The sequence below is a fragment of the Microbulbifer mixtoriginis (SeqCode) genome, from assembly GCF_052468275.1.
Genome location: NZ_CP174341.1, coordinates 840,059 through 862,616, shown reverse-complemented (window position 1 = coordinate 862,616; position 22,558 = coordinate 840,059). Strand labels below are relative to the sequence as shown.

Sequence of the window (22,558 nt, the reverse complement as noted above, 5' to 3'; positions counted from 1 at the left end):
AGGAACCCACTATGCCAGGCGCGACTCTGCAACCATCGACACTGGGCTTAATGCGGGCAAGTATCAACTACGCGGACCCCAGCGCGGAGCTGGTCTACGACCAGCGCCATACAGGCCCCGGCCCCGCTAGCCTGATCGATCAGGTAATCCCTCACCAAGTGACAGTTCATGACGGCAGGCAATTGCAGGCTGCGGGGGAGACCTTCCATTTGGACGAACAGGGGTTTGAGCTGGTAGAGCCCAGTCTCGATATCGACCTGCACCAGCTGGATGACACTTTAAAAGCGCTGGATAGCAACAAGCCTTCAGCCAATAGCACAGTGCTTTCGCCAGAATCCCGAGACACCTTGATCCGTGCTCAGTGGTATCCGGCGATTGAGCGATGGCTGGCTGCTTATTTGGGCGCGGACCAGGTTGTGACCTTCGATCACACACTGCGCGCTCAGACTAAAGCAGACGCCATCGCTGAGCAGAGCCGCAGTCGCCGCGCCCCGGTAAAAATCGCGCACAACGATTACACGCCCTGGTCTGCCCAACGCCAGCTCAAGCAGACACTACCGGAATACGGCTTAAATCCGGGCGATTATCCCCGGTTTAAGTTTGTGAACTTGTGGTTGCCGCTGCTGCATCGGGTTGAAGAGTCCCCTCTGGCTATGGCGGATCTGCGCAGCGTGGAAGCAGCGGATTTCCACAAGATGCGCCTGATTTACCCAGAGCGGGAAGGGCAGATTTCTGTCATTAGCTCCAACCCTCAACACCGCTGGATTTGGTTTAGTGATATGCGCCCCGGCGAAGGGTTGCTACTGCGGGTTTTTGATAGCGAACACAGCGATGTGATTACCGGCAGCCCCCATAGCGCCTTCGACTTACCGGAAAGCGAAAATGCCCCCCGGCGTACCAGCCTGGAAATTCGCACTATCGCGTTGTTTAAACATTAAATAAATTGAAATATCGATCAAAACCCCATGAATAAAACCCTGAACTCAATAGATCCTTTAAATAACGAAGTTATCGGCAGCGTCGCTATTTGTTATGAAGACGATTTAAAAGGATTGCTGCAGCAGGCAAAGCAGGCACAGGTTGAGTGGGGCAAAAAATCCATTCAGCAGCGTGTACAGCTTGTACAACAAGCCTATAAGCAGCTTGAACCCATACAGGCGAAATTGGCAAAACTGATCAGCCGTGAGATGGGCAAAGATGCGCGGCGGGCCAACTACGAGGCGGGTGGTGCCATTCACAGTGGCCCCTGGTTGGCCGGAGATTCCGGTGAGGCCCTGCGCAGCCAGCGCCAGGGTAATAGTGAAATTCAATATCGTCCGTTGGGCGTGGTCGCGGTTATTTCCCCTTGGAATTACCCTCTGGCGATGGCCAATAACCTGATCGTACCGGCACTGATTGCCGGCAACAGCGTGATTTTAAAACCCTCCGAAGAAACCCCTCTGGTTGCAGACCTCCTGGTAAAAACCCTGAACCAGTCGCTGCCCAGCGGAGTATTACAGATTGCCCATGGAGATGGAAAAACCGGAGAAGCCCTGGTCAAAGCGGACATCAATATGGTTGCTTTCACCGGCTCCCGTGCAACCGGACAGGCCATCATGGCCAATGCCGCTCCCAAATTAAAACGCCTGATCATGGAGTTGGGCGGCAATGATCCCATGCTGGTTTTGGCCAGCGCCGATATTCACCGCGCCGCACAATTCGCCGTGGCTTCCAGCTTTGAAAATGCCGGACAAATGTGCACTTCAACTGAACGTGTTTATGTAGACGAGCGTATCGCGGACCAGTTTGAGCGAGCAGTAGTTGCCATTGCAAAAAATTATCGCACCGGTGGTTGGCCAGAAGGGGATGTCGATATAGGTCCATTGGTCAATCCCCGTCAGCATCAAAAAGTGGTTCAGCATATTCATGACGCCATAGAGAAGGGCGCAACGCTTTTGCTGGGAGAAAAATCCCCCGAGCTTCCTTTTATTCCTCCCACGGTCATCAGTGGTATCAAACCGGGTATGCAACTTGAGGACGAGGAAACTTTTGGCCCGGTAGTCGCAATAGACCGATTCAGCACCATTGAAGAGGGGATTCACAGAGCCAACGACTCTGTATACGGCTTGGGCGCCGTGGTATTTGGCAAAGCGGATGCTCAGGAAGTCGCGAATCAACTACAGGCGGGCATGATTGGTATTAACCAGGGTGCCGGTGGGACACCATGGGTAGGTGCCAAACAGAGTGGTTTTGGCTACCACGGCGGGGCTGAGGGACACCGACAATTTGCCCAGCTCACCCTTATTAATCATTAATTAAAAAATCCGAGTGCAGATATTTTGGACGAAATCATTATGCCAAGCTCTCCAGACATTGCGATAAATCCATCAACTGAGGCCAACAGCAGCCTTGAGCAGGATTTATTTATTATCGCCAGGGAACCCGGTGCGGAGCATCCTGCTCTGCCCACCTGGGCCGCACGACTGGAAAACCCAGCCTCACTCAAAGATAGCGCCCCGTCTTTGGTTCAGCGCAGAGAGATTGCTGAGGTGCCCGGTGCTTTTCAATTACTCAATGTATTTTCCAGTGAGGAATGCCAGCGTCTCATCGATATCACTGAAAATATCGGTTATCTGCCAGATGCCGCCGTTTCTTTGCCTAGGGAGGTACGCCATAACGACAGCCTTACCTGGGTGGTAGATGAAACTACCGAACGGCTAATCTGGCAGCGGTGCAGCGCTTTTATGCAGGACCCCAATGGCTACTTTGAAGGGCGGGAGCCAGTGGGACTCAATCAGCGTTTTCGCTTTTATCGTTACGGCGAAGGTGATTACTTTCAATTTCACACCGATGGAGCCTGGCCGGGCAGCCGAATCATAGATGGCCAGTTGGTCGCTAATGGTTTTCCAGACCGTTTTAGCGAAATGACTTTTCTAGTTTTACTCAGTGAAGATTTTGACGGCGGTGCCACACGTTTTCGTGTCAATGCAGATAACCCCTACCAACAGCCCAGCCGGGACTCCATGATGGATATTGATGTAAGAACCCCCGCTGGATCCGTACTGTGTTTCCCCCATGGTATGCACCCCTTGCATAGGATCCACAGCTCAACGCCAATTACTCGTGGAATAAAATATATTATTCGTACAGATATATTATTTCTTCAGGATTGATTAACAGGGTTAACAATTTTATTTAAAAAATCTTAATAAAGCATTCAGTCGCAGGGAAGCGTCTCGAACTTAAATAACAATAAATCGCTACTTAGAGCTTCCCTAAAGTCGCTGCATATAATCTATAGCCCGACTTATATACTACGCCCTCCATCGAAGTGTTGCCGTAAGGTTTATGTCAAGCTGCACTGCCAATCCAATCGCAACGGCACATTCGGGTGTGTACTTATGGAATTAATAGAATATTTACAGAGTCACTTTTATAGTAAAGAGGAGCTGCTATCGCTAAGCGGTTTAAGGCAGGAAGAATTTGTAAACTACCAGAATGCCCTTGTTATGCCTAAAGCTTCCTACACGCTGGTACTGGGCCTGCAATGCCATTCATTCTTCGGCACCCATAATGAATCCCATAACCAGGAGTTCTACGCCAAAGGTTATGTATCCTGGTTAAAAGACCTTCGGCTACAAAATAATCCAAAACAGATTTTTGATTTATTTAAAACAAGATACACGGATACAATCTATCAGTTAAACTCTATTGGCCATAGCTGTTCTGACATAAAAATGAACAAGGGGCTTACCACACATATTGAAAGCGAATGGAAACACTTTATTGATGGTACTTATGGGCTATGTACTAAAAGCGGACTCCCCGAAGATATAGCACGTAAAGAGCTGGCCTCTCTAGTGATCAAGGAGTTAACAAAAGAGGGCAATCTCAGCAGAATAGGCCTACAAAAATTACAGAGGGCTGTTGACCTGCTAGAGAGCGCCAGCAGCCTTTTCGCACCCCATGAGCGGCACAAGAGTTCGAGGCAAATACTGATTCATGATATTCGTCAACAATTTAATCTCAGATAAAGACACTATAAAAGCCAACGTCACAAACTGAGAAACATATTGTCGCCATAGGCCAAGGAAAGCAGGGTGGACAACACCTATACCAAATGGCCATATGATTTGGCATGTACTAAACGTATATGCCTCTATAAAATCCCGCCCCTTTAATTGGCTCAAGCCTCTCCGCACTTTTATTAGAGATATTCCATGAAAAGCAGAGTTTACTGCCTTATATCCTTTCTATTGCTATCCGTCTTAACGGTATCAGCCTACGCCAGAGATTGGCGGGAATATAAAAGCACTAACTTTACCGTCTACTCCGATGTTTCACCGAAAAAAGCTGAGGCCTTATTGCGCGAGCTGGAAAAATTTCGCAGCGCCTCACTTATGGTAACAGGCATGGAAGATCGTCCTGAAAACTCTAGGCTTAGGGTCTATCACTTTAATAAGTCTAGAGAATTTGAAAAATTCTCCGGAAAAAGAAGTATCGCAGGCTTCTACATCAATACCATCGATGGCCCCTTAATTTTTTCCCAGGAAAACAAACGTGGCATATTGAACGGCCAAGCAATCATGTTTCATGAATATGTTCACCATCTTATGCGTGAGCGCGGTTCCATGCGTTACCCCAGGTGGTATTCAGAAGGCTTCGCAGAGTTACTAGCCAGAGCGACTATTGATCAGGATTCCATCACCATCGGCAACTTCCCTGAGTGGAGAGCTTACGATTTGGAAGAGGGTCCCTTGAAAGCCAGGGAAATTCTTCAGCCGGATTACAGTAGAAAGGGTTGGAAACATAGCAGTCAGTATTACGCCAGTGCATGGTTATTATTACACTATTTATTTTTCAGCGAAGATGCCAGAGAAAATGCATACCATGAAAAAACCAAAAATTACCTAGCGGATATCAATAATGGAGGAGATCCACTAGATCTCTTTACACAACATTATGATATCCGAGAGGAAGATTTAGATATCGCATTAACTCGCTACCTAAAAGAACGGCGTCTGTCGGGCTACAAGGTTAATCTAACCAAAAACGTCTTTAAAATCGAAAAGCGCAAACTGAACCATAATGAAAAATCCCTATTATTGGCGGAGCGAGCGGTTGACCTTGAAAGATATGATCAGGCGTTAAGCTATCTGAATAAAGTAAAAAAAGATGCTGCCAAGTTACCAGGAGTTATCGCTCTGAAAGCGAATCTATTAATGCACAATCAGCAGGAGGCTGCGGCACAGGCTTTACTTCAGGAATTATCAGAAATATCTGATTTGAACCATACAGCGGCAACGAATCTATCTGTTTACCATTTATATAGCTTACATGATACGCTTGAATCGCGGCAATGGGATGAGGGGAGCTATACCAAAACGGTGCATTATGCAGATGTGGCTATAGCGCTAAATCCAGCTTCCCTATCGGCTTACCAGTACAAATGGATGGCTCAGCAGTACAAAGGCGAAAGTGTGGCCGCACTGAAAACCATGATGGCGGCCTATCAGAAGAATCCAAATAGTATTGAAATAAATAGCGCTATTGGCTTCCACCTCGCAAAACTTAAAAAGCCAAAGCTTGCAAAACCATTTCTGGAGAGAACTCTGGCCTGGTCCCACAATCACAAGGTTCGATCACGCGCTAAAAAATTGCTCGATTGGGTAGCAAAGGAAACCTCCACTGACAGTGAAGGGATTTCAGGACAGGTATCCTGAATACACGCTAGATCAGGCTATAGGCACGTAGGGAATTATTCTTTACGTGCAATAAGAATTTATTTTTCTGGCAACAGTTCCAGATCTACTAAAAATTCACTTATAAAAATATAAATTAGTATATTTTTAGTGTTAATTTCCTATTGAAAATGCCTGGCACTCCTATCTCTCTCGCCAATTTATACATTTAAAGTTGTAAATATTACACGGAGTCTTGAATAAGTTTCATAACTTGAAGTCTGTTATTCTTACGGTCTCATGGAATGATGAGAGTAGTAAGTGTGAGCAGATTTAAGTCAGGATTAACTGATTCACAGTGGAAATTGATTGAGCCTCGTCTTCCCCAGCTCATACCTGGAAAAGGTAATCAAAATCCATTGATAATTTTGCTTGTTTTCAAGGGTATATTCTAGATTTTACATACTAAAGCACGATGGAAGGACTTCCCTTCATCTTACCCCAAAACGAGCACTTGCAGGAGCAGGCTACAGTTTTGAAAAGATCAAGGCTGATTAGTTATAGACTTGGCAAAATTTTCATAATAGCTCAATCATAGATCTCAGCTTAACTGAGAAGAACTCTTTTTGTATATCAGCTTTGCTTCAATAAGAAAAGGGAGGCTGAAGTCAGAAAAACTAAGTGGGTGGTGATGCTCAAGGGCGAAAACATTCCATTAGGGGTACCGTAAATTCGGCATCATCTGCAGAAGTAAGACTATGTCACACACTACTAGATATTACCTGTATAAAATAAAATTCGATGCCTTATATACGACAAGTCTATAGATTCGGCCCCGTTCAATACAGCTTGGTCCGTCGTAAAATTAACCAGATTTGATCTCACCGTAGTACAGAAAAAAGCCCTCGAAAGAAGATGACAGAAGGCTTAAAAGGTATATGAGGCGTATGGCGAGGAAGCTACCATCGCTTAGCTGGTGGTTAGGGTTACTATTTCTCTTCTTACAAAGACTTTCCCTATACTACATGTATATTGAATGTTAAAAATATTATGAAATAACTTCTATTCAGAGCCTAAGCACTCATAAATCACCTTTAAAGGCGATATTATAAGACTTATATTTTATGAAAATATACAACTTATGAAAATCATTAAAGCTTCATAAATATAATTAATAGCTCTACTGAAAAATTTTGATCCAATTAATAGACAATCAATTTAAAATGAAATTTCTAAGATCTGGGATCTCCTGAATAAATATTACAAGCATCATAACTTTCTATCACTACAGCTTTCTGTGCAGTATAGGCAACTAAGACAGCAATTAAATATATTTGTCCCTGTTCAGTGGTAGCTAAAAGAGTAGTGAAAACTATTACTTGAATCATAATCACTGGCAACCTGCCTAGTTGGAGCTCCATCATCTCTATAAATACTCTGCCTTGGTATTGAGGCCCCATATGCAGTGACTTAATTTTCCCAGTGAAAACCTTGTCAGCATTCGTAACTGCTGACAAAAAAGATAATCATCAAATAAGTGCAGCCCTCAAAAATGCCCACTCCTGTCACTATTATTCAAAATATTTTATAGTCACTTAATTAATGTTAGAAATCAATGCTTACAGCTAAAATTAAGCATAATATTTATAGCACGAAGGTCCCACCTATAGCTAACTTTCCACCTTTAATGAATATATTTATCATGCAATTCCAGCATCCACAAAAGGAGCCCATTAAATAATTAATTTAGAAAAATTAACACATTGACTGTAGATAATACTCTTGAGAGAATTCATAGGAAAGAAAATCATTAAGAGCTATTTAATGAAAAAGATCATTACCGCCGCACTTTCATTTCTCTGCTTAAGCGCATCATTTAATGCTTTCGCTGTAGGTGGTTTTATTGTTGAAAATGCCCAAGTCGTCAAAGTAAGTTCTACCTCAAATAAACAGGATGCTTTTTTGATTTGGTATACCGGTGGATCAAATGATCACTGCAATGGAAAGGTCAAGGTTCAACTCAATCAGTCAGGAACAGAGGGTACCTTCCAGAGATCATTTACTTTAGCAACCACTGCTCTCGTTTCTGAGAAAAAAGTGAGCATTTATAGTTATACGGATAGTAATGATTGCCTATCTGCAGCCTCCATTGACCTACGAAAATAATAATACTCACAAGCATTAACAAAGAGGGATATTTATGTTTGATAAACTTAAAAGTACTTGTTTTTTTTCAATTTTGACATTAATGAGCTCTAACGGTCTTTTTGCTCAGGAAATTCCTGCAACAAAGGCAGCCGATCTTAAAGACCCATTGATGGTGATACTACATGGTGAGGTTAACACTCCCTTGGTGGTTCCACCCGGAAATGTAGTACCTAATCATATTAAAGAATTTGGCTTTTATCATTCGGGCTGGTTTTCAACTGATAAAATTGTTGACAGCGCACCATTTTCTACTTTTGTCAACTTAGTGATTGATAGAAATTTAACCGAGAATTTAGAGGCCGCCAAAAAAAATGGGGTCAAGGTTTGGATTGAGTTATTCCCAACCTTTTTTAGCCGCAAAGTAAAGAGAGATGATTTTTATGAGCGATGGCAAGTAGTCAAAGCACAACTAAAACCTTATGAAGATATTATTTATGCGCTTGATCCTCTTGATGAGCCATTTCACAAAACTCCTATGAGTGACTATGAAATGGCAGATTATCTAAATGATATAGGCTATCTGCTCGAATCGGATTTTCCTAATGCTAAGAGAGCAATAACTCTTACCAAGGACTCTGTAGGCAAATTTAAGAAGTCAGGTAAAGACGCCCCATATGATCCAAATAAATGTCGTTTCGCTGGAGTAATGGGAAAAATCTGTGAAGGATATTTACCAGATAGTTATAATTTATTCGGAGCGGATTATTATGCGCATGTCGACTTTCAGGAGGATGTTGTAAATGATCTTATGTATATCACACGCAATCACTTAGCCGATTATTATATTATCCCTAAGGCCTTTAAATCTACTAACTATACCAATATGACAGAGGAACAACTAGTCAATCGGGCTAGACAAGCCTATGACTTTGCCACCCAAAATGAAGGAATAGTTGCCATCTACCCCTTCGTTTGGGTTTCTTTTGAAGATAGTAAGCATTCTTATGTAGGCACAGAGGATTTACCAACACTAAGAAAGGAATATGAGCGTATTGGTAAAGCCATCAAGTTGTTCCGAGAATAAAATAAATTTCAAATAAGTTTTCCTTGTCAGCTAACCTAATTTCGGCTGACAAGGGATTCATAGGTTATAAATTTGCTTTTAGGTCACTATAGGTAACCAAGTGAGCATCAAACAAACTCATTGAGCTTTAATCCGAAAAATATAGTGCTAAATCAGCCCTTAAAATTCTCAGCAGAATTTTTTAATTTATTTCTACTTTGGAAAAAGATTATTTGTTTTTAAAAATTAATGTCGTACTTAGTAAGTTCTAAATATATTTTTCAATGCGAAACCGAATATACTACAATCAACGCTCAAATATATATAATTAAGGAGATCTATATTTTAATCAAATCGGGAATACTTGTGTACTAAAGTGGCCAACAAAGTAATGAAAACACACTTTAATACACCAAGTTTCTTTCAAAGTGTTAAAAATGAAACTTTCTGGTTCCGCTAACTTTCTTTCATACGAAGATGATATAGTCCTTTAGACCAAATTTCTCCCCATGATTGTGTACAGGAAGAGAACTGCTCCTCATGGAACCAAAGTGTCACACTTTTTCCAGTTGCATGTGCGGTAGTTAAGAGGGAGAATACTGCTTTACAAGAATCTTGCTTAAAATCTTTCACATCTTCAGTAATTCTGCAGATTCCGACACTGTGGAAATTGGTACCTATAGTACTATCTTTTATACTTGCGAAAATGCTTCCGTTTGCTGCAACCTCGACTGTGGTTACCTTACCAGTGCAATCTGGATTAGCGGAGTAAACGCTTCCTGAGGCAAAAAAAACCCCAACAAAATGGATTTTCCGATATTCAAGGTATGTTTTCTTGAAAATTTTTTCATATCTTATCCTGCTTCGTTCACAATATCCTTGCCGTGTACCCTTTGTATTTTATTTATAATTCTCTCTATGTTCAACAGGTCTTTAACAGTCAATAAAATCATTCAGCCTACTTATCCTAAAACCCTATTACCTTCAAATCTGAGTCTTGGAGGGCAATGATAACGGATGGAAAGTTTATTGAGTGTAAGTCGCTTTCTATTTCTAAGATTTTGATACATAACCTAAATCACTAAATCCTTTCCATCTGGGCCCCATAGCTATTTCGGCTTCTTCTTTCTACTTAGCTATAAAAACCACAATTCTAAGCTAGAATATCCCTATAAAAATTGATAATTGAAAAATAGATAAAGCTTGGTTTCGGATAATAAGTGCAATTGGGAAGGGAGTGCTCAGCTAGTATAGTCGGTATCTCACCCAACCGGGAGATAAGGTACTGATGAGCTACTACCAACTGAGTGAGAAGGAACGATATCAGATTTACAGTCTGAGAAAATCCGTACACTCTCAAAAAGTAATCACAAAATTCTTGGAGAGACATCTCTGGACGATCAATCGAGAGCTACAACGCAATATTGGTTTGCAAGGATATCGCCCAAGGCATACAAATAAGCATGCGGATCTAAGGCGCTGCCATGCGTATAAGGTACAGAGAGTGGCTGATGGCCTGCGGCTAATTCGGAAAGAGTTAAGTCCTCAGCAGACAGCCGGCTATTTAAAGAGACATACGAGCGTATCGTTACATCACGAGACGATCTACCAGATGATTCCTTTAGATCAGATTAATGTTGAAGACCTATACAAGCATCTTAGGATTGCATCAAAACCCTATCGCAAACGCTGCGGTAAGTATGTTCGGCGCGGAAGGATCAGAAACAGAGAGAGCATAGATAATCGGCCAGCGGTTGTTGATAAAATGAAAAGGATACCGACTTTAATAAAGTAACAGTCGAGCAGGTTCAATTTGTAAAGGATTGCCTGAATAGTAGACCCAGAACGAGCTGGGGCGGCAGGTCACCGAGCGAGTTATTTAATGGGTTGCAAGATGATCTGCGTAGCATAAGGAATTACGGTTATTACTTGAAATCAAGGCTTATATTTGATGAGAGAAGAGTAACTTATAAGACCATTAAAGTTTCACAAATACAATTAATAGCTCCACTACCGCTCACTCCTGCCACTATTATTCAAAAGATTTTATCTTTGCTTAATTGATGCTAGAAATCAACGCTTACAGCTAGAATTAAACATAATATTTATAGTACGAAGGTCCCATCTATTGCAAGCCTTCCGCTTTTAATGGATATATTTTTTATGCAGCTTCGGCATTCTCAAAAGGAGCCAACTAAATAATTAATTTAGAAAAATTAACACGTTGACTGTAGATAATACTCTTGAGAGAATTCATAGGGAAGAAAATCAGTAAGAGCTATTTTATGAAAAAGATCATTACCGCCGCGCTTTCATTTCTCTGCTTAAGTGCTTCATTTAATTCTTTCGCTGCAGGTGGCTTTATTGTTGAAAATGCCCAAGTCGTCAAAGTAAGTTCTACCTCAAATAAACAGGATGCTTTTTGGATTTGGTATACAGGTGGATCAAATGATCACTGCAATGGAAAGGTCAAGGTTCAACTCAATCAGTCAGGAACAGAGGGTACCTTTCAGAGATCATTTACTTTAGCAACCACTGCTCTAGTTTCTGAGAAAAAAGTGAACATCTATAGTTATACGGATATCAATGATTGCCTATCTGCAGCCTCCATTGACCTACGAAAATAATAATACTCACAAGCATTAACAAAGAGGGATTTTTATGTTTGATAAAATTAAAAGCACTTGTTTTTTTTCAATTTTGACCTTAATGAGCTCTAGCGGTCTTTTTGCTCAGGAAATTCCTGCAACAAAGGCAGCCGATCTTAAAGACCCATTGATGGTGATACTACATGGCGAGGTTAACACTCCCTTGATAGTTCCACCCGGAAATGTAGTGCCCAATCATATTAAAGAGTTTGGCTTTTATCATTCGGGCTGGAATAAAGATAATATTCCTGAAGTAGCAAAATTTTCTACTTTTACTACTGTAATTTTTAATGGGAATATTACTGAGCAGTTAAGAATCGCAAAGAATAATGGTGTTAAAGTTTGGGTTGAGTTAGGTCCTATTTTCTTCAATGGAGACAAAAAGAAAAGAGCTGATTTTTATGAGCGGTGGCAAGTGGTCAAAGCACAGATGAAGCCTTATGAAGATATTATTTATGCACTAGACCCTATTGATGAACCGTTTCTTTGGGCAGATATGTCTGACTATGAAATAGCGGACTACCTAAATGATATTGGCTACTTATTGGAATCAGACTTTCCAAATGCCAAAAGGGCAATAACTCTAAACAAACAATCTGTAGGTAAATTTAAAAAAAGCGGCAAAGACTACCCGTATGATCCACGTGAATGTACATTTAGAGGGATTTGTAAAGGATATATACCAGATAGTTATAACTTATTCGGAGCAGACTATTACGAACATATCGACTTCCAGGAGGATGTTGTTAATGATCTTATGCATATCACACGAAATCACTTAGCAGACTATTATATTATCCCAAAAGCCTTTGAATCTAAAACTCACTATACTAGCATGACCGAGGAACAACTAATCAATCGTGCCAGACAAGCCTATGACTTTGCCACCCAAAATGAAAAAATAATCGCGATTTATCCTTTCATGTGGGCTTCTTTTGAGCAAGGTGGACATGTTTATAGAGGAACGGAAGATTTACTAGATCTCAGAAAGGAATATGAGCGTATAGGTAAAGCCATCAAGCTGTTCCGTAATTAAATTGCAATAAGATTTAACAATATTATCAGCCAATATTTAAGTTGGCTGATAATGTTTTTCTTGCAAAATAGATATATATTATTTATCGATTTTATCTTTCCTCTTCCCGCAAAGTCAGCACTTCATATCCATCCGCCGTAACCAGTACTGTGTGTTCCCACTGCGCGGAGAGCCTGCCATCTTTGGTCACCACGGTCCAACCGTCTTTTTTGAGTTTGGTTTTGCGATTACCCTGATTAATCATGGGCTCAATCGTAAATGTCATTCCCTCGCGTAAAACAGCTCCGCTGCCCGCTCGGCCAAAGTGCATTACCTGAGGTTCTTCATGCATTTCACGGCCAATACCATGGCCACAGTATTCACGCACCACACTGAACCCGCGCTTTTCAACATACTGTTGAATCGTATGGCCCACATCACCAAAAGTCGCGCCGGGCTTTACGGTGTGAATACCGGCCCACATGGCATCGTAGCAACACTGCACCAGTTTTTTGGCAATGGGAGTCACATTACCGATCATATACATCTTGCTGGAATCGGCGATATAACCGGACTTTTCCAGGGTTATATCCACGTTGACGATATCGCCATCGCGCAACGCCTGTCCCTCCCGAGGCATGCCGTGGCAAACTACCTCATTAATCGAAGTATTGAGAGAGTAGGGATAGTCGTATTGCCCTTTGCTGGCCGGGCGCGCCTGCAACTCCCAGGTAATAAACGTTTCCACCCGGTCGTTAATTTCCATGGTAGTAATACCCGGCTTCACAATACCATCGAGCATGACGAACACCCGGCTCAATAATTCACCGGAGTTACGCATCAACGCCTGTTCCCTGGCGGTCTTTATTTTTATGTTATTCACGAGTGAGCTCTTCCAGAGTAAATGATTCGGTGCGCAGTAGTTTCTTGCACAACTGGCTGTAACTGAGCTCTGGATTCAGCTCGGCCAACATGCCGATCTTTATCCAATACTCGGCCTGGGCGTTAATAGAACGCGCCAATGTTGTACTCGCTTTACGGATTTCATCATGTAATTCATCCGAGATCTTAACGATACCCATTTTATACACCGCATATATTATTCATATACAAAGTGTATATTTCTTTTCATTAGAAGTACAAGCCGACCAGCAAGATCAAAAATATGCAACTTGTTGCATAGTCAATATTTGAACGATATGGTTGAGAGATAAAAACAATAGTGATGAGGCCACCATGTCCGAAACCACCGAGAAGAAACGCAGTGCCCCCAAGCCCAGCCGCCTGCGTATTGGCCAGCGTTACCGTGCCAGTCGCTTGAACGGCCCCTACGATGCCCTGGTAATCGGCTCTGGAATCGGCGGCCTGACTACTGCGGCTATGCTGAGTGCCACCGGTAAGAAGGTACTGGTCCTGGAACAGCACTACACCGCCGGCGGCTATACCCATGCCTACGACCGCAATGGCTACGAGTGGGATGTCGGCGTGCACTACATTGGCGATGTGGGCGAGCACCCGACCATGACAGGCCGGATTTTCGACTTTATCAGCGGGGGTAAGTTGCATTGGGCGCCGATGGACGACACCTACGATCGCATTTGTATCGGCGAAGAGCAGTTTGATCTGCGCGCCGGTCGCCAAACGTTTATCGATGAACTGGTTAAACATTTTCCCGACGAGCGGGAAAATATCGAGCGCTATCTGGGCCGCCTCAACGAGGTGGCCAAATCCATGCAACGCATTGCGATGGAGAAGCTGTTTCCCGGCTGGTGCGGCCCTCTCCTGCGGCTTTGGCGTAAACTGCGCGACCCCTCCTGGCTGAACAAAACCACCCACGAAGTGCTGGCTGAAATCACCAACAACGAGAAACTGATCTCCGTACTCACTGGCCAGTGGGGCGACAACGGCATGGCGCCGGCACAGAGCAGTTTTATTATTCACGCCCTGATTGCCAAACATTATTTGTATGGGGGTTACTACCCCGTGGGCGGTGCCAGCAAGATTTCCGAGACCATTATTCCGCAAATTCAGGCCAGTGGCGGCGATGTATTTACCTATGCCAAGGTGGAAACCATTCTGTTAGATGGCAATAAGGTTCGCGGCCTGCGCATGAGCGATGGCACCGAAATTGAGGCGCCCGTGGTGATTTCCGGAGCGGGAGTATTCAATACTTTCGAAAAATTACTGCCCCAGAGTGCCAGTGAGCGCCTAGGTTACCTGCGCGACCTAAAAACCGTCACTCCATCTATGTCTCACCTGTGCCTGTATATCGGCCTGGAAAAGACCGCCGAAGAACTACAGCTACCGAAAACCAATTACTGGCTCTATACCAGTGAGAACTACGAGGAGGATATGCAGGCCTTCCTGCAGGATAGCGACAAAGATATTCCGCTAGCCTATATCTCTTTCCCCTCGGCCAAGGACCCCACCTTTACCCAGCGCTATCCTGGGCGCGCCACTATCGAAATCGTTGCACCAGCCAATTACGATTGGTTCGCCCAGTGGCATGACAAACCCTGGGGCAAGCGCGGTGATGACTATGAAGCCCTGAAAGAGGCCTTCAGCCAGCGTTTATTGGAGCACCTTTACAAACATTTCCCCCATCTGCGCGGGCAAATCGATTACTACGAGTTATCCACACCGCTGTCGACAGATTATTTCTGCTTCTATCCACGCGGTGAAATTTATGGCCTAGACCACGATCCCAAACGTTTTGAACAGCGTTGGCTGAGACCCAAGACACGACTCAATGGACTCTATCTCACCGGCCAGGATGTGATGAGTTGCGGTGTCGCCGGGGCAATGATCTCGGGAGTATTAACCGCTCAAAGTATTCTCGGTTTGCGCCAGGGGGCGAAGTTGATGCGCCAGGTTATTAGTGGGCAGCCTTTTCAAACACCGGCAAATAATGGTGAGGCGCTAGGCAAAGCATCCACCTGATTTGTCGGTAATAACGCTTATTCGGCAACTGCGATAATAAAAACCCGGCAATCAATGCCGGGTTTTTATTTAATTTATGGGCTCGGAGATGTATTTAATCGCGGCAATCTGCTCGGCATTCGGTCGAAGTTCAAGACGCGGATAACCAGGCGTCGATTTTCCCTTTGCCCTGCCTTGCTCTCATTATCAGCGATAGGATCTGTATCGCCATAGCCCTGTGCACGCATGCGGTCGCCATCAATACCGCGCTCTATCAAAAAATTGCGTACCCAATCTGCGCGCCACTGAGAGAGGTGCAGGTTTTTCTTTGGGTCACCGTCATTATCCGTGTGCCCCTCAATCGTAATACGCATCTCGGGGAAATCGCGCATGATCACCAATAGCGCCTCCAGATCGGCGATGCTATCCATACGCGGGGCAAAGCCACCGGGGTCAAACTCCAGGCGCAATCTAAAAGTATCCCCATCTTTACGGGAATTTCCGCGTAAAAAGCGCACTAAATCATCGGCAAAGGGAGCCGCCTGCCGCGCCTCTTTCTCACTGTCTCCGGACTGCACCGCAGACTGAGGCTCAAGGGCATATTTTCTATTGGGATCGGGGGTGGGACAGCCGGCAAGTAATAGCACCAGCAGGGCGAGATAGCAGACGAATAAAGGCTTGCCCGCCATAGACAAAACTTCCGGTTTGCAGACGTCAAATTCAGTGTAGAACAAGCTGCCGGCGGCAGGAGATATCTAGCCGTTAGAGGAAATTCAACACCGACATCATATCGCTAACTACCCGGGCACCGCGCTGCTCCAGCTGTGGCGCTCTCTGACTATGGGTGCTGTAGCCGACCACGCGCATGCCGGCGGCTACCGCGGCTTCCACACCGGCGTTGGAGTCCTCCACGACCAGACAGCGCTCCGGCTTCACCCCCATACTGGTGGCCGCATGCAGGAACAACTCCGGCCAAGGTTTACCGCGGGAAACATCCTCAGCACTGTAGATCCTGCCGTCGAAGTAGTCGTAGAGACCGGTTTTATTTAGGGTGAGATGCATTTTCTGGTGAGAGCCCGATGAGGCCACGCAACTGCGCATGCCGATCTGCTGTAAGTGATCGAGCAAGCCCTCAATACCGACTACGGGTTCCAACTCAGCGTGGAATGCTTCGCGAATACGGCGCTCGGTATTGCCAAAATAATTGTCTGGCAGGGGGCCGCCGAAACGCTTCTCGATTTCCAGTAGGCAGTCCCTGGCGGGCCGGCCGCTGAATTGCTCATCCAGCTCCTCCGCAGTGGTGGCCATACCCAACTTATTCATTTCTTCAGCCAGGATGCGGCAGACGATACTCTCGCTATCCACCAACACACCGTCGCAATCAAAAATGATCAAATCTATGGAAGACATGGGACCCCGTAAAATCAGCGCGCGGAAAGCAGCATAATACCGATGACCACACCAAGTATGCCGCTGATACGCAGGAAGTTTTCATTGCCCTGGGAGATCTTGATGGCCAGCGCCTTGCCACGCTCAAAACCCATTTGCAGCATATAGGCGCCACTCAGCAGCACCAATACGCCCAGGGCGTTGAAGAGGATATACCAGTGACGCGTGTCGGCGATTAACAACAGGAAGAGACCGATAAAGATGCGCAGCCAGGCGGAAAAGAAATAGCCCGTTTCGCTTAATCGCTCACTGATGGTTTGCGCCAACTTGGGTTTGGCAATAACCGCCAGTGATAACAAGACAATCGCGATACCCAATAACCCTACAATCACTCGAATCATAGTTTCCCTTCCTGGTTTTCATCCTATCCAATTTTGGCTTGCGCCGGCTCCTATAGGTCACCCCATTGGAACTGTAATACTGACAGTGCAGCGATAGGCGCGGTTTCGGTGCGCATAACCCTCGGTCCCAGGCGCAGTGGCATAAAGCCGTGGCCCAAGGCCAAATCAATCTCCGCCTGGGACAATCCACCTTCTGGCCCCACCATCAACAGGGCCGAATCCGGCTTGCCATTGTCCGCTTCCCAGCGGCGCAGATCCAGCTCGGTGCGGTGGTGTAATACCAGCTTGGTTTGCGGTGCACCCTGTTGTGCTGAGGTCTGCAGATAGTGCTGTAGTTTTACCGGTTCGGCAATTTCCGGCAACAGATTGCGCTCACACTGCTCACAGGCGCTGATGGCAATCTTGCGCCAGTGAGCAAGTTTTTTTTGCAGGCGCTCGCCGGATAGTTTGACCTCGCAGCGCTCGCTGAACAGCGGTTGGATAGCCGCCACCCCCAGCTCGGTAGCCTTCTGTATCACCCAGTCGAATCGGTCACCGCGGGAGATGCCAATTGCCAGGGTTAACGCCAGAGGCGACTGGCGATTGTCTTCGCGAAATGCACCAACACCCACTTGTGCACGCTTACCCGTTGCCAGCAATTCCGCGCTGTACTCGCCGCCCAAACCGTCGAAAAGAGTCATCGGGTGGCCGGCGCCGAGGCGCAGGACTTTTACCAGGTGCCGGGAAGCGCCCTCATCCAACTCGATTTGCGAAACACCGGCCAGGGCCTGCTGGGAGAAGATACGCGGAATGCGCATGGGTAAAGATCCTGTAAAGCACTATAAAAAAGCCGACAGAGATGTCGGCATTTTGCAGGCGGGTAGTTTAGGCACTAATGCACAGACCAGGCAATGGCGGAAAACCCCCACCATTGCCCGGCGTGAAAATCGCGATCAGGCAGTTTCCAGAGACACCGGAGTGTCAGTTTGCTCCTGGCGCTTGCCTTTCGGACGCAGCACTTCGATCACCTTGTACAGGTTCGGCACCAGTACCAGGGTTACCGCGGTGGCAAACAGGACGCCAAAGGCGAGGCTGATCACCATCGGGATCAGGAACTGCGCCTGAATAGAGCGCTCGAACATGATCGGCACCAACCCGATGAAGGTAGTGATAGAGGTGAGGATAATCGGGCGGAAACGATCGCGACCCGCCTGTACCACCGCATCCATCACCGCCCAACCCTGGGCGCGCAGTTGGTTGATGCGATCCATCAATACCAGGTTATCGTTCACCACAACCCCCGCTGCGGCGAGGAAGCCGAGCATGGACATGATGCTGATATCGTGGCCCATCAACAGGTGGCCTACTACCGCACCGAAGAAGCCGAACGGTACTGCGGTGAGGATCAACAGCGGCTGCGAGTAAGAGCGGAAAGCGATGGCCAGCAGGGCGTAAATGGCGAACAGAGACAGCACGAAGAACGCCAGGATCGCACCGTTGAACTCCTCCTCCTCCTGCATTTCACCGGCGGTTCTCAGGGAGAAACCGGGGAACTGGCGCTCCAGCTCAGGCACCAGGGTCTCGCGCATATCCTTGAGAATTTCCTGCGCAGTGGAGGTATTCGGCGTCAGCTCGGCAAACACGCGCACGGTGCGCTCGCGGTTGTTGCGGCGGATGGTGGTGTAACCGGGCACATAGACCGCATCGGCCACCGCAGAGAAGGGCACTTCTCCCTCCGCCGTACGAATACGCACGCGGTCCATCTGCTCTTCGCTGGCGCGCTCTTCCTGCGGGTAGCGCACCATCACCCTAACGTCCTCGCGACCGCGGGGAATACGCTGTACCTCTTCACCATAGAAACCCTGGCGCACCTGCCTGGCCACATCCGCCAAGTTGATACCCATGGTGGTGGCGTGGGGCTTCAGCTGAATTTCGATATCGCGACGCGCACTGGTGAGATTGTCACGCACATCGTAAACACCGGCATAGCTGTTCATCTTCTTCTTCACCGCATCGGCGGCAGCGCGCAATTCGTCCATATCCCCCGAAGCGGTGCTCAGGTTCAAGCTCATACCGTTGCCGCCATCGTTGATGGTGGCATCAATATTGAGGTCTTCAACACTGGCTGGCATTTCACCGATCAGCTCGCGCCAGCGCAACGACAGGGTTTTGGAAGTCACATCACGCATCTCTCCGTCGGTGAGCTGCAAGATCACAAAGATGTTGCCGCGCCAGTTGAACACCATGGAGTTCATTACGAAGGGTTCGCCGTCGTTGAGCTTCAGCATCTCCTCATCGGTAGCGAGCTTATCTGCGGCCTCCAGCACCTGATTCATCACGCGCTCGGCCTCATGGAAAGGCTCGCCATCGGCCATGCTGGCACGCAATTCCAACAGATCCGACGGTACCTGTGGCGAGAAGGAAGAACCCACATAACCACTGGTAAAGACACTGATGGAAAGTACCAGCGCCATGAAAAAGACCATTACCGTGGTGCGGCTGTTGCCAAGGGACTTCTTGAGCAGCGGCAAATAGTACTTGTCACCGGCGGTCTTCATGGCTCCGGCGAAGCGGCCACGCAGCTTCTGCAACTTGATACCCAGGGCGGATTTGGCGGGTTGCTCCGGCTTCATACCCACCAGGTGCGCCGGCAGAATCAGCAGAGACTCCACCAGGGAGAACACCAGACACAAGAGCACCACCACCGGCAGTGCCAACATCATCTGCGCGGTATAACCGGGCAGGAACAGCATGGGGATAAAGAACACCATGGTGGAGGTCACGGCGAAGATCACTGGCGCGGAGACCTGCTTCACACCCTCTTCCGCGGCGGCCAGACCGGTAACACCGCGATCGTGGGCCGCATGCACCGCTTCCCCCACAATAATCGCATCGTCCACCACAATCCCGAGAATCAGCAGGAAGGCGAACAGCGACAGCATATTCAGGCTGACCCCGGTAATCGGCAGCAACCAGAAAGCACCGAGGAAGGCCACAATAATGCCCACCGTTACCCACATCGCCAGCGCCGGGCGCAGGAACAGCATCAACATGATAAAGACCATGGCGAAGCCGCTTAAGGCGTTGGTGGTCAACAGGTTCATGCGGCCTTCAAAAGCCTTGGAGAAGTCGAACCAGACGTCGAACTCCATACCCGGCGGCAACTGGGTGCGCGCCTCCGCCATAAACGCCTTGATACGCTCGGCGGTAGCCACCACATCCAGCGGCTCCCCCTGAACCACACGCAGGTTCATAGCCGGATTGCCGTTAAAGAGAATGACGTTGTTGTACTCCTCGAAGCCATCGCGCACGGTGGCCACATCGCGCAGCAGCAGCACAGAGCCGTCGGCACGGCTGACTACCGGAATACGCTCGAAGTCCTCGGCGGTATAGGCCTGACCACGGGTCTGCACCTGGATATCACCGCGATCCGAACGCACCATACCCGCGGGCAGATCGAGGGAGGAGCGGCGCACCGCATTGGCTACGTCATTGAAGCTCAGGTTATAGCGGCGCAGGTCCAGCTCGGAAACCTCGATGGACAGCTCATCCGGGCGTTCGCCCCAGATATCCACACGGCGCACACCGGGAATCAGAGTGAGTTTGTCGCGCAGGTCCAGCGCGGTCTCCTTAAGCTGACGCTCGGAAACCGGACCGCCAATGGCGATCATCATCAGCTGGGTATCCCACTCCTGCAGGCGAATCACCGGGCGCTCGATACCCTCGGGGAAGGTGTTAATACTATCCACCTGCACCTTGATATCGTTGAGCAGACGCAGCTCATCGTAGCCATCCACTGCTTGAACTTCGATAGAGGCGTGGCTGCGGCGAGAGGCGGAGTTCACCTCCTTGATGCCCTTCACCTCAGAGATAGCCTCTTCCACACGCACGGTTACCTGCTGCTCGACCTCCGCCGGGCCGGCACCGGGGTAGGAGATTTCCACCTCGACAATACCGGGCTGAATCGCTGGAAAGACCTCGCGATCAATCCCACTGATTCCGAAGAAGCCGCCGATGATGATCATAATCATCAACAGGTTGGCGGCCTTACTGTTCCGCGCAAACCAGGAAATAATGCCGTTCATCAGTGGCCTCCGTGGGCAGCGCTATTCGTGGCTGCGGTCTCACCGGAGGTACTGGAATCGGCTTCGGCATCGCTCTTAACGCTATCGATCAGACCGGCAGGCTTCTCGTTGAGAGGATTAGCGGTAAGTGCCATGCCCTCGCGGGAGTAGCCCAGGCTGGACACCACGACGCGATCACCAACGGCGATATCACCGCGCAACCACACCTCGTCGCCAATGCTCTGCAACAGCTCCACAGTTTTGAACACCAGCTTGCTCTCTTCATCCAACACCAGCAGGTGGTCGCCCTCGTGCAGAGCCTGGCGCGGCAAAACCACTATGCCGTCCAATGTGCGACCGGCAATATCGGCCTCCACAAACAGGCCATTCATCAGGGGAACAGCGCCCTCATAAGGGTTCTGTACCTGAGCCACAGCATAAATAAAGCGGCTATTGGTATCGATGCTGGCCTCGGTGCGCACCAGCTGGGCACGCCACTCACGCTCAAGCCCAGCTACCATCGCCCGCAGGCGTACTTCGGGGCCATGTTCGAAGGATTTACCCAGAGGCAGATCGAGCAGTGCCAGCTGTTGATCGGTCAGAGGCAGGCGCACTTCGGCGATGCCAGTGCTGTGGATTTTTGCCAGAGGCGTGCCGGGGGTGATGTACTGGCCCAGATCGACATAAGTCTCCACTACGCGCCCGGCAAACGGCGTTTTCACTGCGGTGCGCGCCAGATCGAGTTTGGCTTGGTCGCGATCCGCTCGCGCTGCGGCCACTGCGGCCTCGGCGGCTTCAAGGTGTGGCTTGCGCAGAAACAGGGCGTTGGCAGCTTCGCTGCCCAGATTGCGCCACTCGCGCTTGGCCTGCTTGGCGCGACCCTGCTCTTGAGCCAGGGCGGACTTGGCATCGGCCAGCTGTGATTCGGCACGTGTCACTTTATGGATGTAGTCGGCTTGCTCGAGCTGCAGCAATGATTCCCCCTCGGCAAAGAAGCCGCCGGGCACAAAGGCCTCGCCCACACCTTCAATCACACCGCCGACACGGGCCACCACCTCAATTTCATGGCGAGCATGCACGGTGCCCTGGCTCGGTACCAACAAAGTCTGGCGCCCCGGCTCCGCATACAGGACATCCGCCACCGGCGGTACCACCGCCTCCGGTGGTTTTTCTTCCGGCTTCGGCTTCAATAGCACCACCGCAGTAATGGCGGCCGCCCCGATAGCCAAAACGGTAAATAAAAGCTTGTTCTTGCTCGACACTTTCACAGGC

Annotated in this window: 19 protein-coding genes; 11 read left to right on the top strand and 8 right to left on the bottom strand. The window is 47.8% G+C overall.

The genetic code is table 11. The features are described from left to right. The first annotated feature begins 11 nt into the window (after positions 1-11). The 10 genes from ACJJIC_RS03860 (at position 12) to ACJJIC_RS03815 (ending at position 12,555) form a co-directional block, all read left to right on the top strand. The gene (locus ACJJIC_RS03860; RefSeq protein WP_445356480.1) at positions 12-938 is read left to right on the top strand and encodes a CmcJ/NvfI family oxidoreductase; all 927 of its coding nucleotides are present in this window, start codon (positions 12-14) and stop codon (positions 936-938) included. A gap of 27 nt (positions 939-965) precedes the next feature. After that, a complete protein-coding gene (locus ACJJIC_RS03855) occupies positions 966-2,294 on the top strand; it encodes an aldehyde dehydrogenase family protein (RefSeq protein ID WP_445356479.1) in 1,329 nt (442 codons plus the stop codon). A 39-nt stretch (positions 2,295-2,333) separates the two neighbouring features. Continuing rightward, positions 2,334-3,152, top strand: coding sequence for a prolyl hydroxylase family protein (locus tag ACJJIC_RS03850; RefSeq protein ID WP_444910794.1), 819 nt, complete (start codon positions 2,334-2,336; stop codon positions 3,150-3,152). A 228-nt stretch (positions 3,153-3,380) separates the two neighbouring features. Further along, positions 3,381-4,013, top strand: coding sequence for a DUF6058 family natural product biosynthesis protein (locus tag ACJJIC_RS03845; protein ID WP_444910795.1), 633 nt, complete (start codon positions 3,381-3,383; stop codon positions 4,011-4,013). Positions 4,014-4,199: 186 nt separating this feature from the next. Beyond that, a complete protein-coding gene (locus ACJJIC_RS03840; protein ID WP_445356478.1) occupies positions 4,200-5,702 on the top strand; it encodes a tetratricopeptide repeat protein in 1,503 nt (500 codons plus the stop codon). 1,782 nt (positions 5,703-7,484) lie between these two features. Then, positions 7,485-7,826, top strand: coding sequence for a DUF5992 family protein (locus ACJJIC_RS03835; RefSeq protein WP_444910797.1), 342 nt, complete (start codon positions 7,485-7,487; stop codon positions 7,824-7,826). Between the two features lie 34 nt (positions 7,827-7,860). After that, positions 7,861-8,892, top strand: coding sequence for a hypothetical protein (locus ACJJIC_RS03830; RefSeq protein ID WP_445356477.1), 1,032 nt, complete (start codon positions 7,861-7,863; stop codon positions 8,890-8,892). A 1,267-nt stretch (positions 8,893-10,159) separates the two neighbouring features. Next, the gene (locus tag ACJJIC_RS03825; RefSeq protein WP_445356476.1) at positions 10,160-10,666 is read left to right on the top strand and encodes a helix-turn-helix domain-containing protein; all 507 of its coding nucleotides are present in this window, start codon (positions 10,160-10,162) and stop codon (positions 10,664-10,666) included. Between the two features lie 490 nt (positions 10,667-11,156). Continuing rightward, entirely contained in the window at positions 11,157-11,498 is a 342-nt protein-coding gene (locus ACJJIC_RS03820) for a DUF5992 family protein (protein WP_444910800.1), read from the top strand. 34 nt (positions 11,499-11,532) lie between these two features. Continuing rightward, positions 11,533-12,555, top strand: coding sequence for a hypothetical protein (locus tag ACJJIC_RS03815; RefSeq protein ID WP_444910801.1), 1,023 nt, complete (start codon positions 11,533-11,535; stop codon positions 12,553-12,555). 91 nt (positions 12,556-12,646) lie between these two features. On the opposite strand, the gene map is transcribed toward ACJJIC_RS03815, so the two are convergent. Together map and ACJJIC_RS03805 are read right to left on the bottom strand one after the other, a co-directional pair. Continuing rightward, positions 12,647-13,417, bottom strand: a complete 771-nt coding sequence (map, locus tag ACJJIC_RS03810; RefSeq protein ID WP_445356475.1) for a type I methionyl aminopeptidase — start codon at positions 13,415-13,417, stop codon at positions 12,647-12,649. Beyond that, entirely contained in the window at positions 13,410-13,616 is a 207-nt protein-coding gene (locus ACJJIC_RS03805; RefSeq protein ID WP_152455728.1) for a ParD-like family protein, read from the bottom strand. The genes map and ACJJIC_RS03805 overlap by 8 nt, the downstream gene beginning before the upstream one ends. Positions 13,617-13,770: 154 nt before the next feature. On the opposite strand from ACJJIC_RS03805, the gene ACJJIC_RS03800 reads away from it, so the two are divergent. Further along, a complete protein-coding gene (locus tag ACJJIC_RS03800; RefSeq protein ID WP_445356474.1) occupies positions 13,771-15,474 on the top strand; it encodes a phytoene desaturase family protein in 1,704 nt (567 codons plus the stop codon). A gap of 74 nt (positions 15,475-15,548) precedes the next feature. On the opposite strand, the gene ACJJIC_RS03795 is transcribed toward ACJJIC_RS03800, so the two are convergent. The 6 genes from ACJJIC_RS03795 to ACJJIC_RS03770 form a co-directional block, all read right to left on the bottom strand. Continuing rightward, entirely contained in the window at positions 15,549-16,142 is a 594-nt protein-coding gene (locus tag ACJJIC_RS03795) for an OmpA family protein (RefSeq protein WP_444883153.1), read from the bottom strand. A 73-nt stretch (positions 16,143-16,215) separates the two neighbouring features. Beyond that, the gene (locus ACJJIC_RS03790; RefSeq protein ID WP_445356473.1) at positions 16,216-16,863 is read right to left on the bottom strand and encodes an HAD family hydrolase; all 648 of its coding nucleotides are present in this window, start codon (positions 16,861-16,863) and stop codon (positions 16,216-16,218) included. Between the two features lie 14 nt (positions 16,864-16,877). Next, entirely contained in the window at positions 16,878-17,243 is a 366-nt protein-coding gene (locus ACJJIC_RS03785) for a hypothetical protein (RefSeq protein WP_252083806.1), read from the bottom strand. 50 nt (positions 17,244-17,293) lie between these two features. Beyond that, positions 17,294-18,040: a 16S rRNA (uracil(1498)-N(3))-methyltransferase gene (locus ACJJIC_RS03780; RefSeq protein WP_445356472.1), complete on the bottom strand. Its 747-nt coding sequence runs from the start codon at positions 18,038-18,040 to the stop codon at positions 17,294-17,296. 135 nt (positions 18,041-18,175) lie between these two features. Then, positions 18,176-21,307, bottom strand: a complete 3,132-nt coding sequence (locus ACJJIC_RS03775; RefSeq protein WP_444899515.1) for an efflux RND transporter permease subunit — start codon at positions 21,305-21,307, stop codon at positions 18,176-18,178. Then, positions 21,307-22,554, bottom strand: a complete 1,248-nt coding sequence (locus tag ACJJIC_RS03770) for an efflux RND transporter periplasmic adaptor subunit (RefSeq protein WP_445356471.1) — start codon at positions 22,552-22,554, stop codon at positions 21,307-21,309. The genes ACJJIC_RS03775 and ACJJIC_RS03770 overlap by 1 nt, the downstream gene beginning before the upstream one ends. Positions 22,555-22,558 lie beyond the last annotated feature (4 nt).

Coding starts and splice junctions, on each gene's coding strand:
- ACJJIC_RS03835 (WP_444910797.1), top strand. CDS start 7,485: ATGAAAAAGATCATTACCGCCGCACTTTCATTTCTCTGCTTAAGCGCA.
- ACJJIC_RS03825 (WP_445356476.1), top strand. CDS start 10,160: ATGAGCTACTACCAACTGAGTGAGAAGGAACGATATCAGATTTACAGT.
- ACJJIC_RS03840 (WP_445356478.1), top strand. CDS start 4,200: ATGAAAAGCAGAGTTTACTGCCTTATATCCTTTCTATTGCTATCCGTC.
- ACJJIC_RS03780 (WP_445356472.1), bottom strand. CDS start 18,040: ATGCGCATTCCGCGTATCTTCTCCCAGCAGGCCCTGGCCGGTGTTTCG.
- ACJJIC_RS03855 (WP_445356479.1), top strand. CDS start 966: ATGAATAAAACCCTGAACTCAATAGATCCTTTAAATAACGAAGTTATC.
- ACJJIC_RS03830 (WP_445356477.1), top strand. CDS start 7,861: ATGTTTGATAAACTTAAAAGTACTTGTTTTTTTTCAATTTTGACATTA.
- ACJJIC_RS03800 (WP_445356474.1), top strand. CDS start 13,771: ATGTCCGAAACCACCGAGAAGAAACGCAGTGCCCCCAAGCCCAGCCGC.
- ACJJIC_RS03820 (WP_444910800.1), top strand. CDS start 11,157: ATGAAAAAGATCATTACCGCCGCGCTTTCATTTCTCTGCTTAAGTGCT.
- ACJJIC_RS03850 (WP_444910794.1), top strand. CDS start 2,334: ATGCCAAGCTCTCCAGACATTGCGATAAATCCATCAACTGAGGCCAAC.
- ACJJIC_RS03795 (WP_444883153.1), bottom strand. CDS start 16,142: ATGGCGGGCAAGCCTTTATTCGTCTGCTATCTCGCCCTGCTGGTGCTA.
- ACJJIC_RS03805 (WP_152455728.1), bottom strand. CDS start 13,616: ATGGGTATCGTTAAGATCTCGGATGAATTACATGATGAAATCCGTAAA.
- ACJJIC_RS03785 (WP_252083806.1), bottom strand. CDS start 17,243: ATGATTCGAGTGATTGTAGGGTTATTGGGTATCGCGATTGTCTTGTTA.
- ACJJIC_RS03845 (WP_444910795.1), top strand. CDS start 3,381: ATGGAATTAATAGAATATTTACAGAGTCACTTTTATAGTAAAGAGGAG.
- ACJJIC_RS03815 (WP_444910801.1), top strand. CDS start 11,533: ATGTTTGATAAAATTAAAAGCACTTGTTTTTTTTCAATTTTGACCTTA.
- ACJJIC_RS03775 (WP_444899515.1), bottom strand. CDS start 21,307: ATGAACGGCATTATTTCCTGGTTTGCGCGGAACAGTAAGGCCGCCAAC.
- ACJJIC_RS03790 (WP_445356473.1), bottom strand. CDS start 16,863: ATGTCTTCCATAGATTTGATCATTTTTGATTGCGACGGTGTGTTGGTG.
- ACJJIC_RS03860 (WP_445356480.1), top strand. CDS start 12: ATGCCAGGCGCGACTCTGCAACCATCGACACTGGGCTTAATGCGGGCA.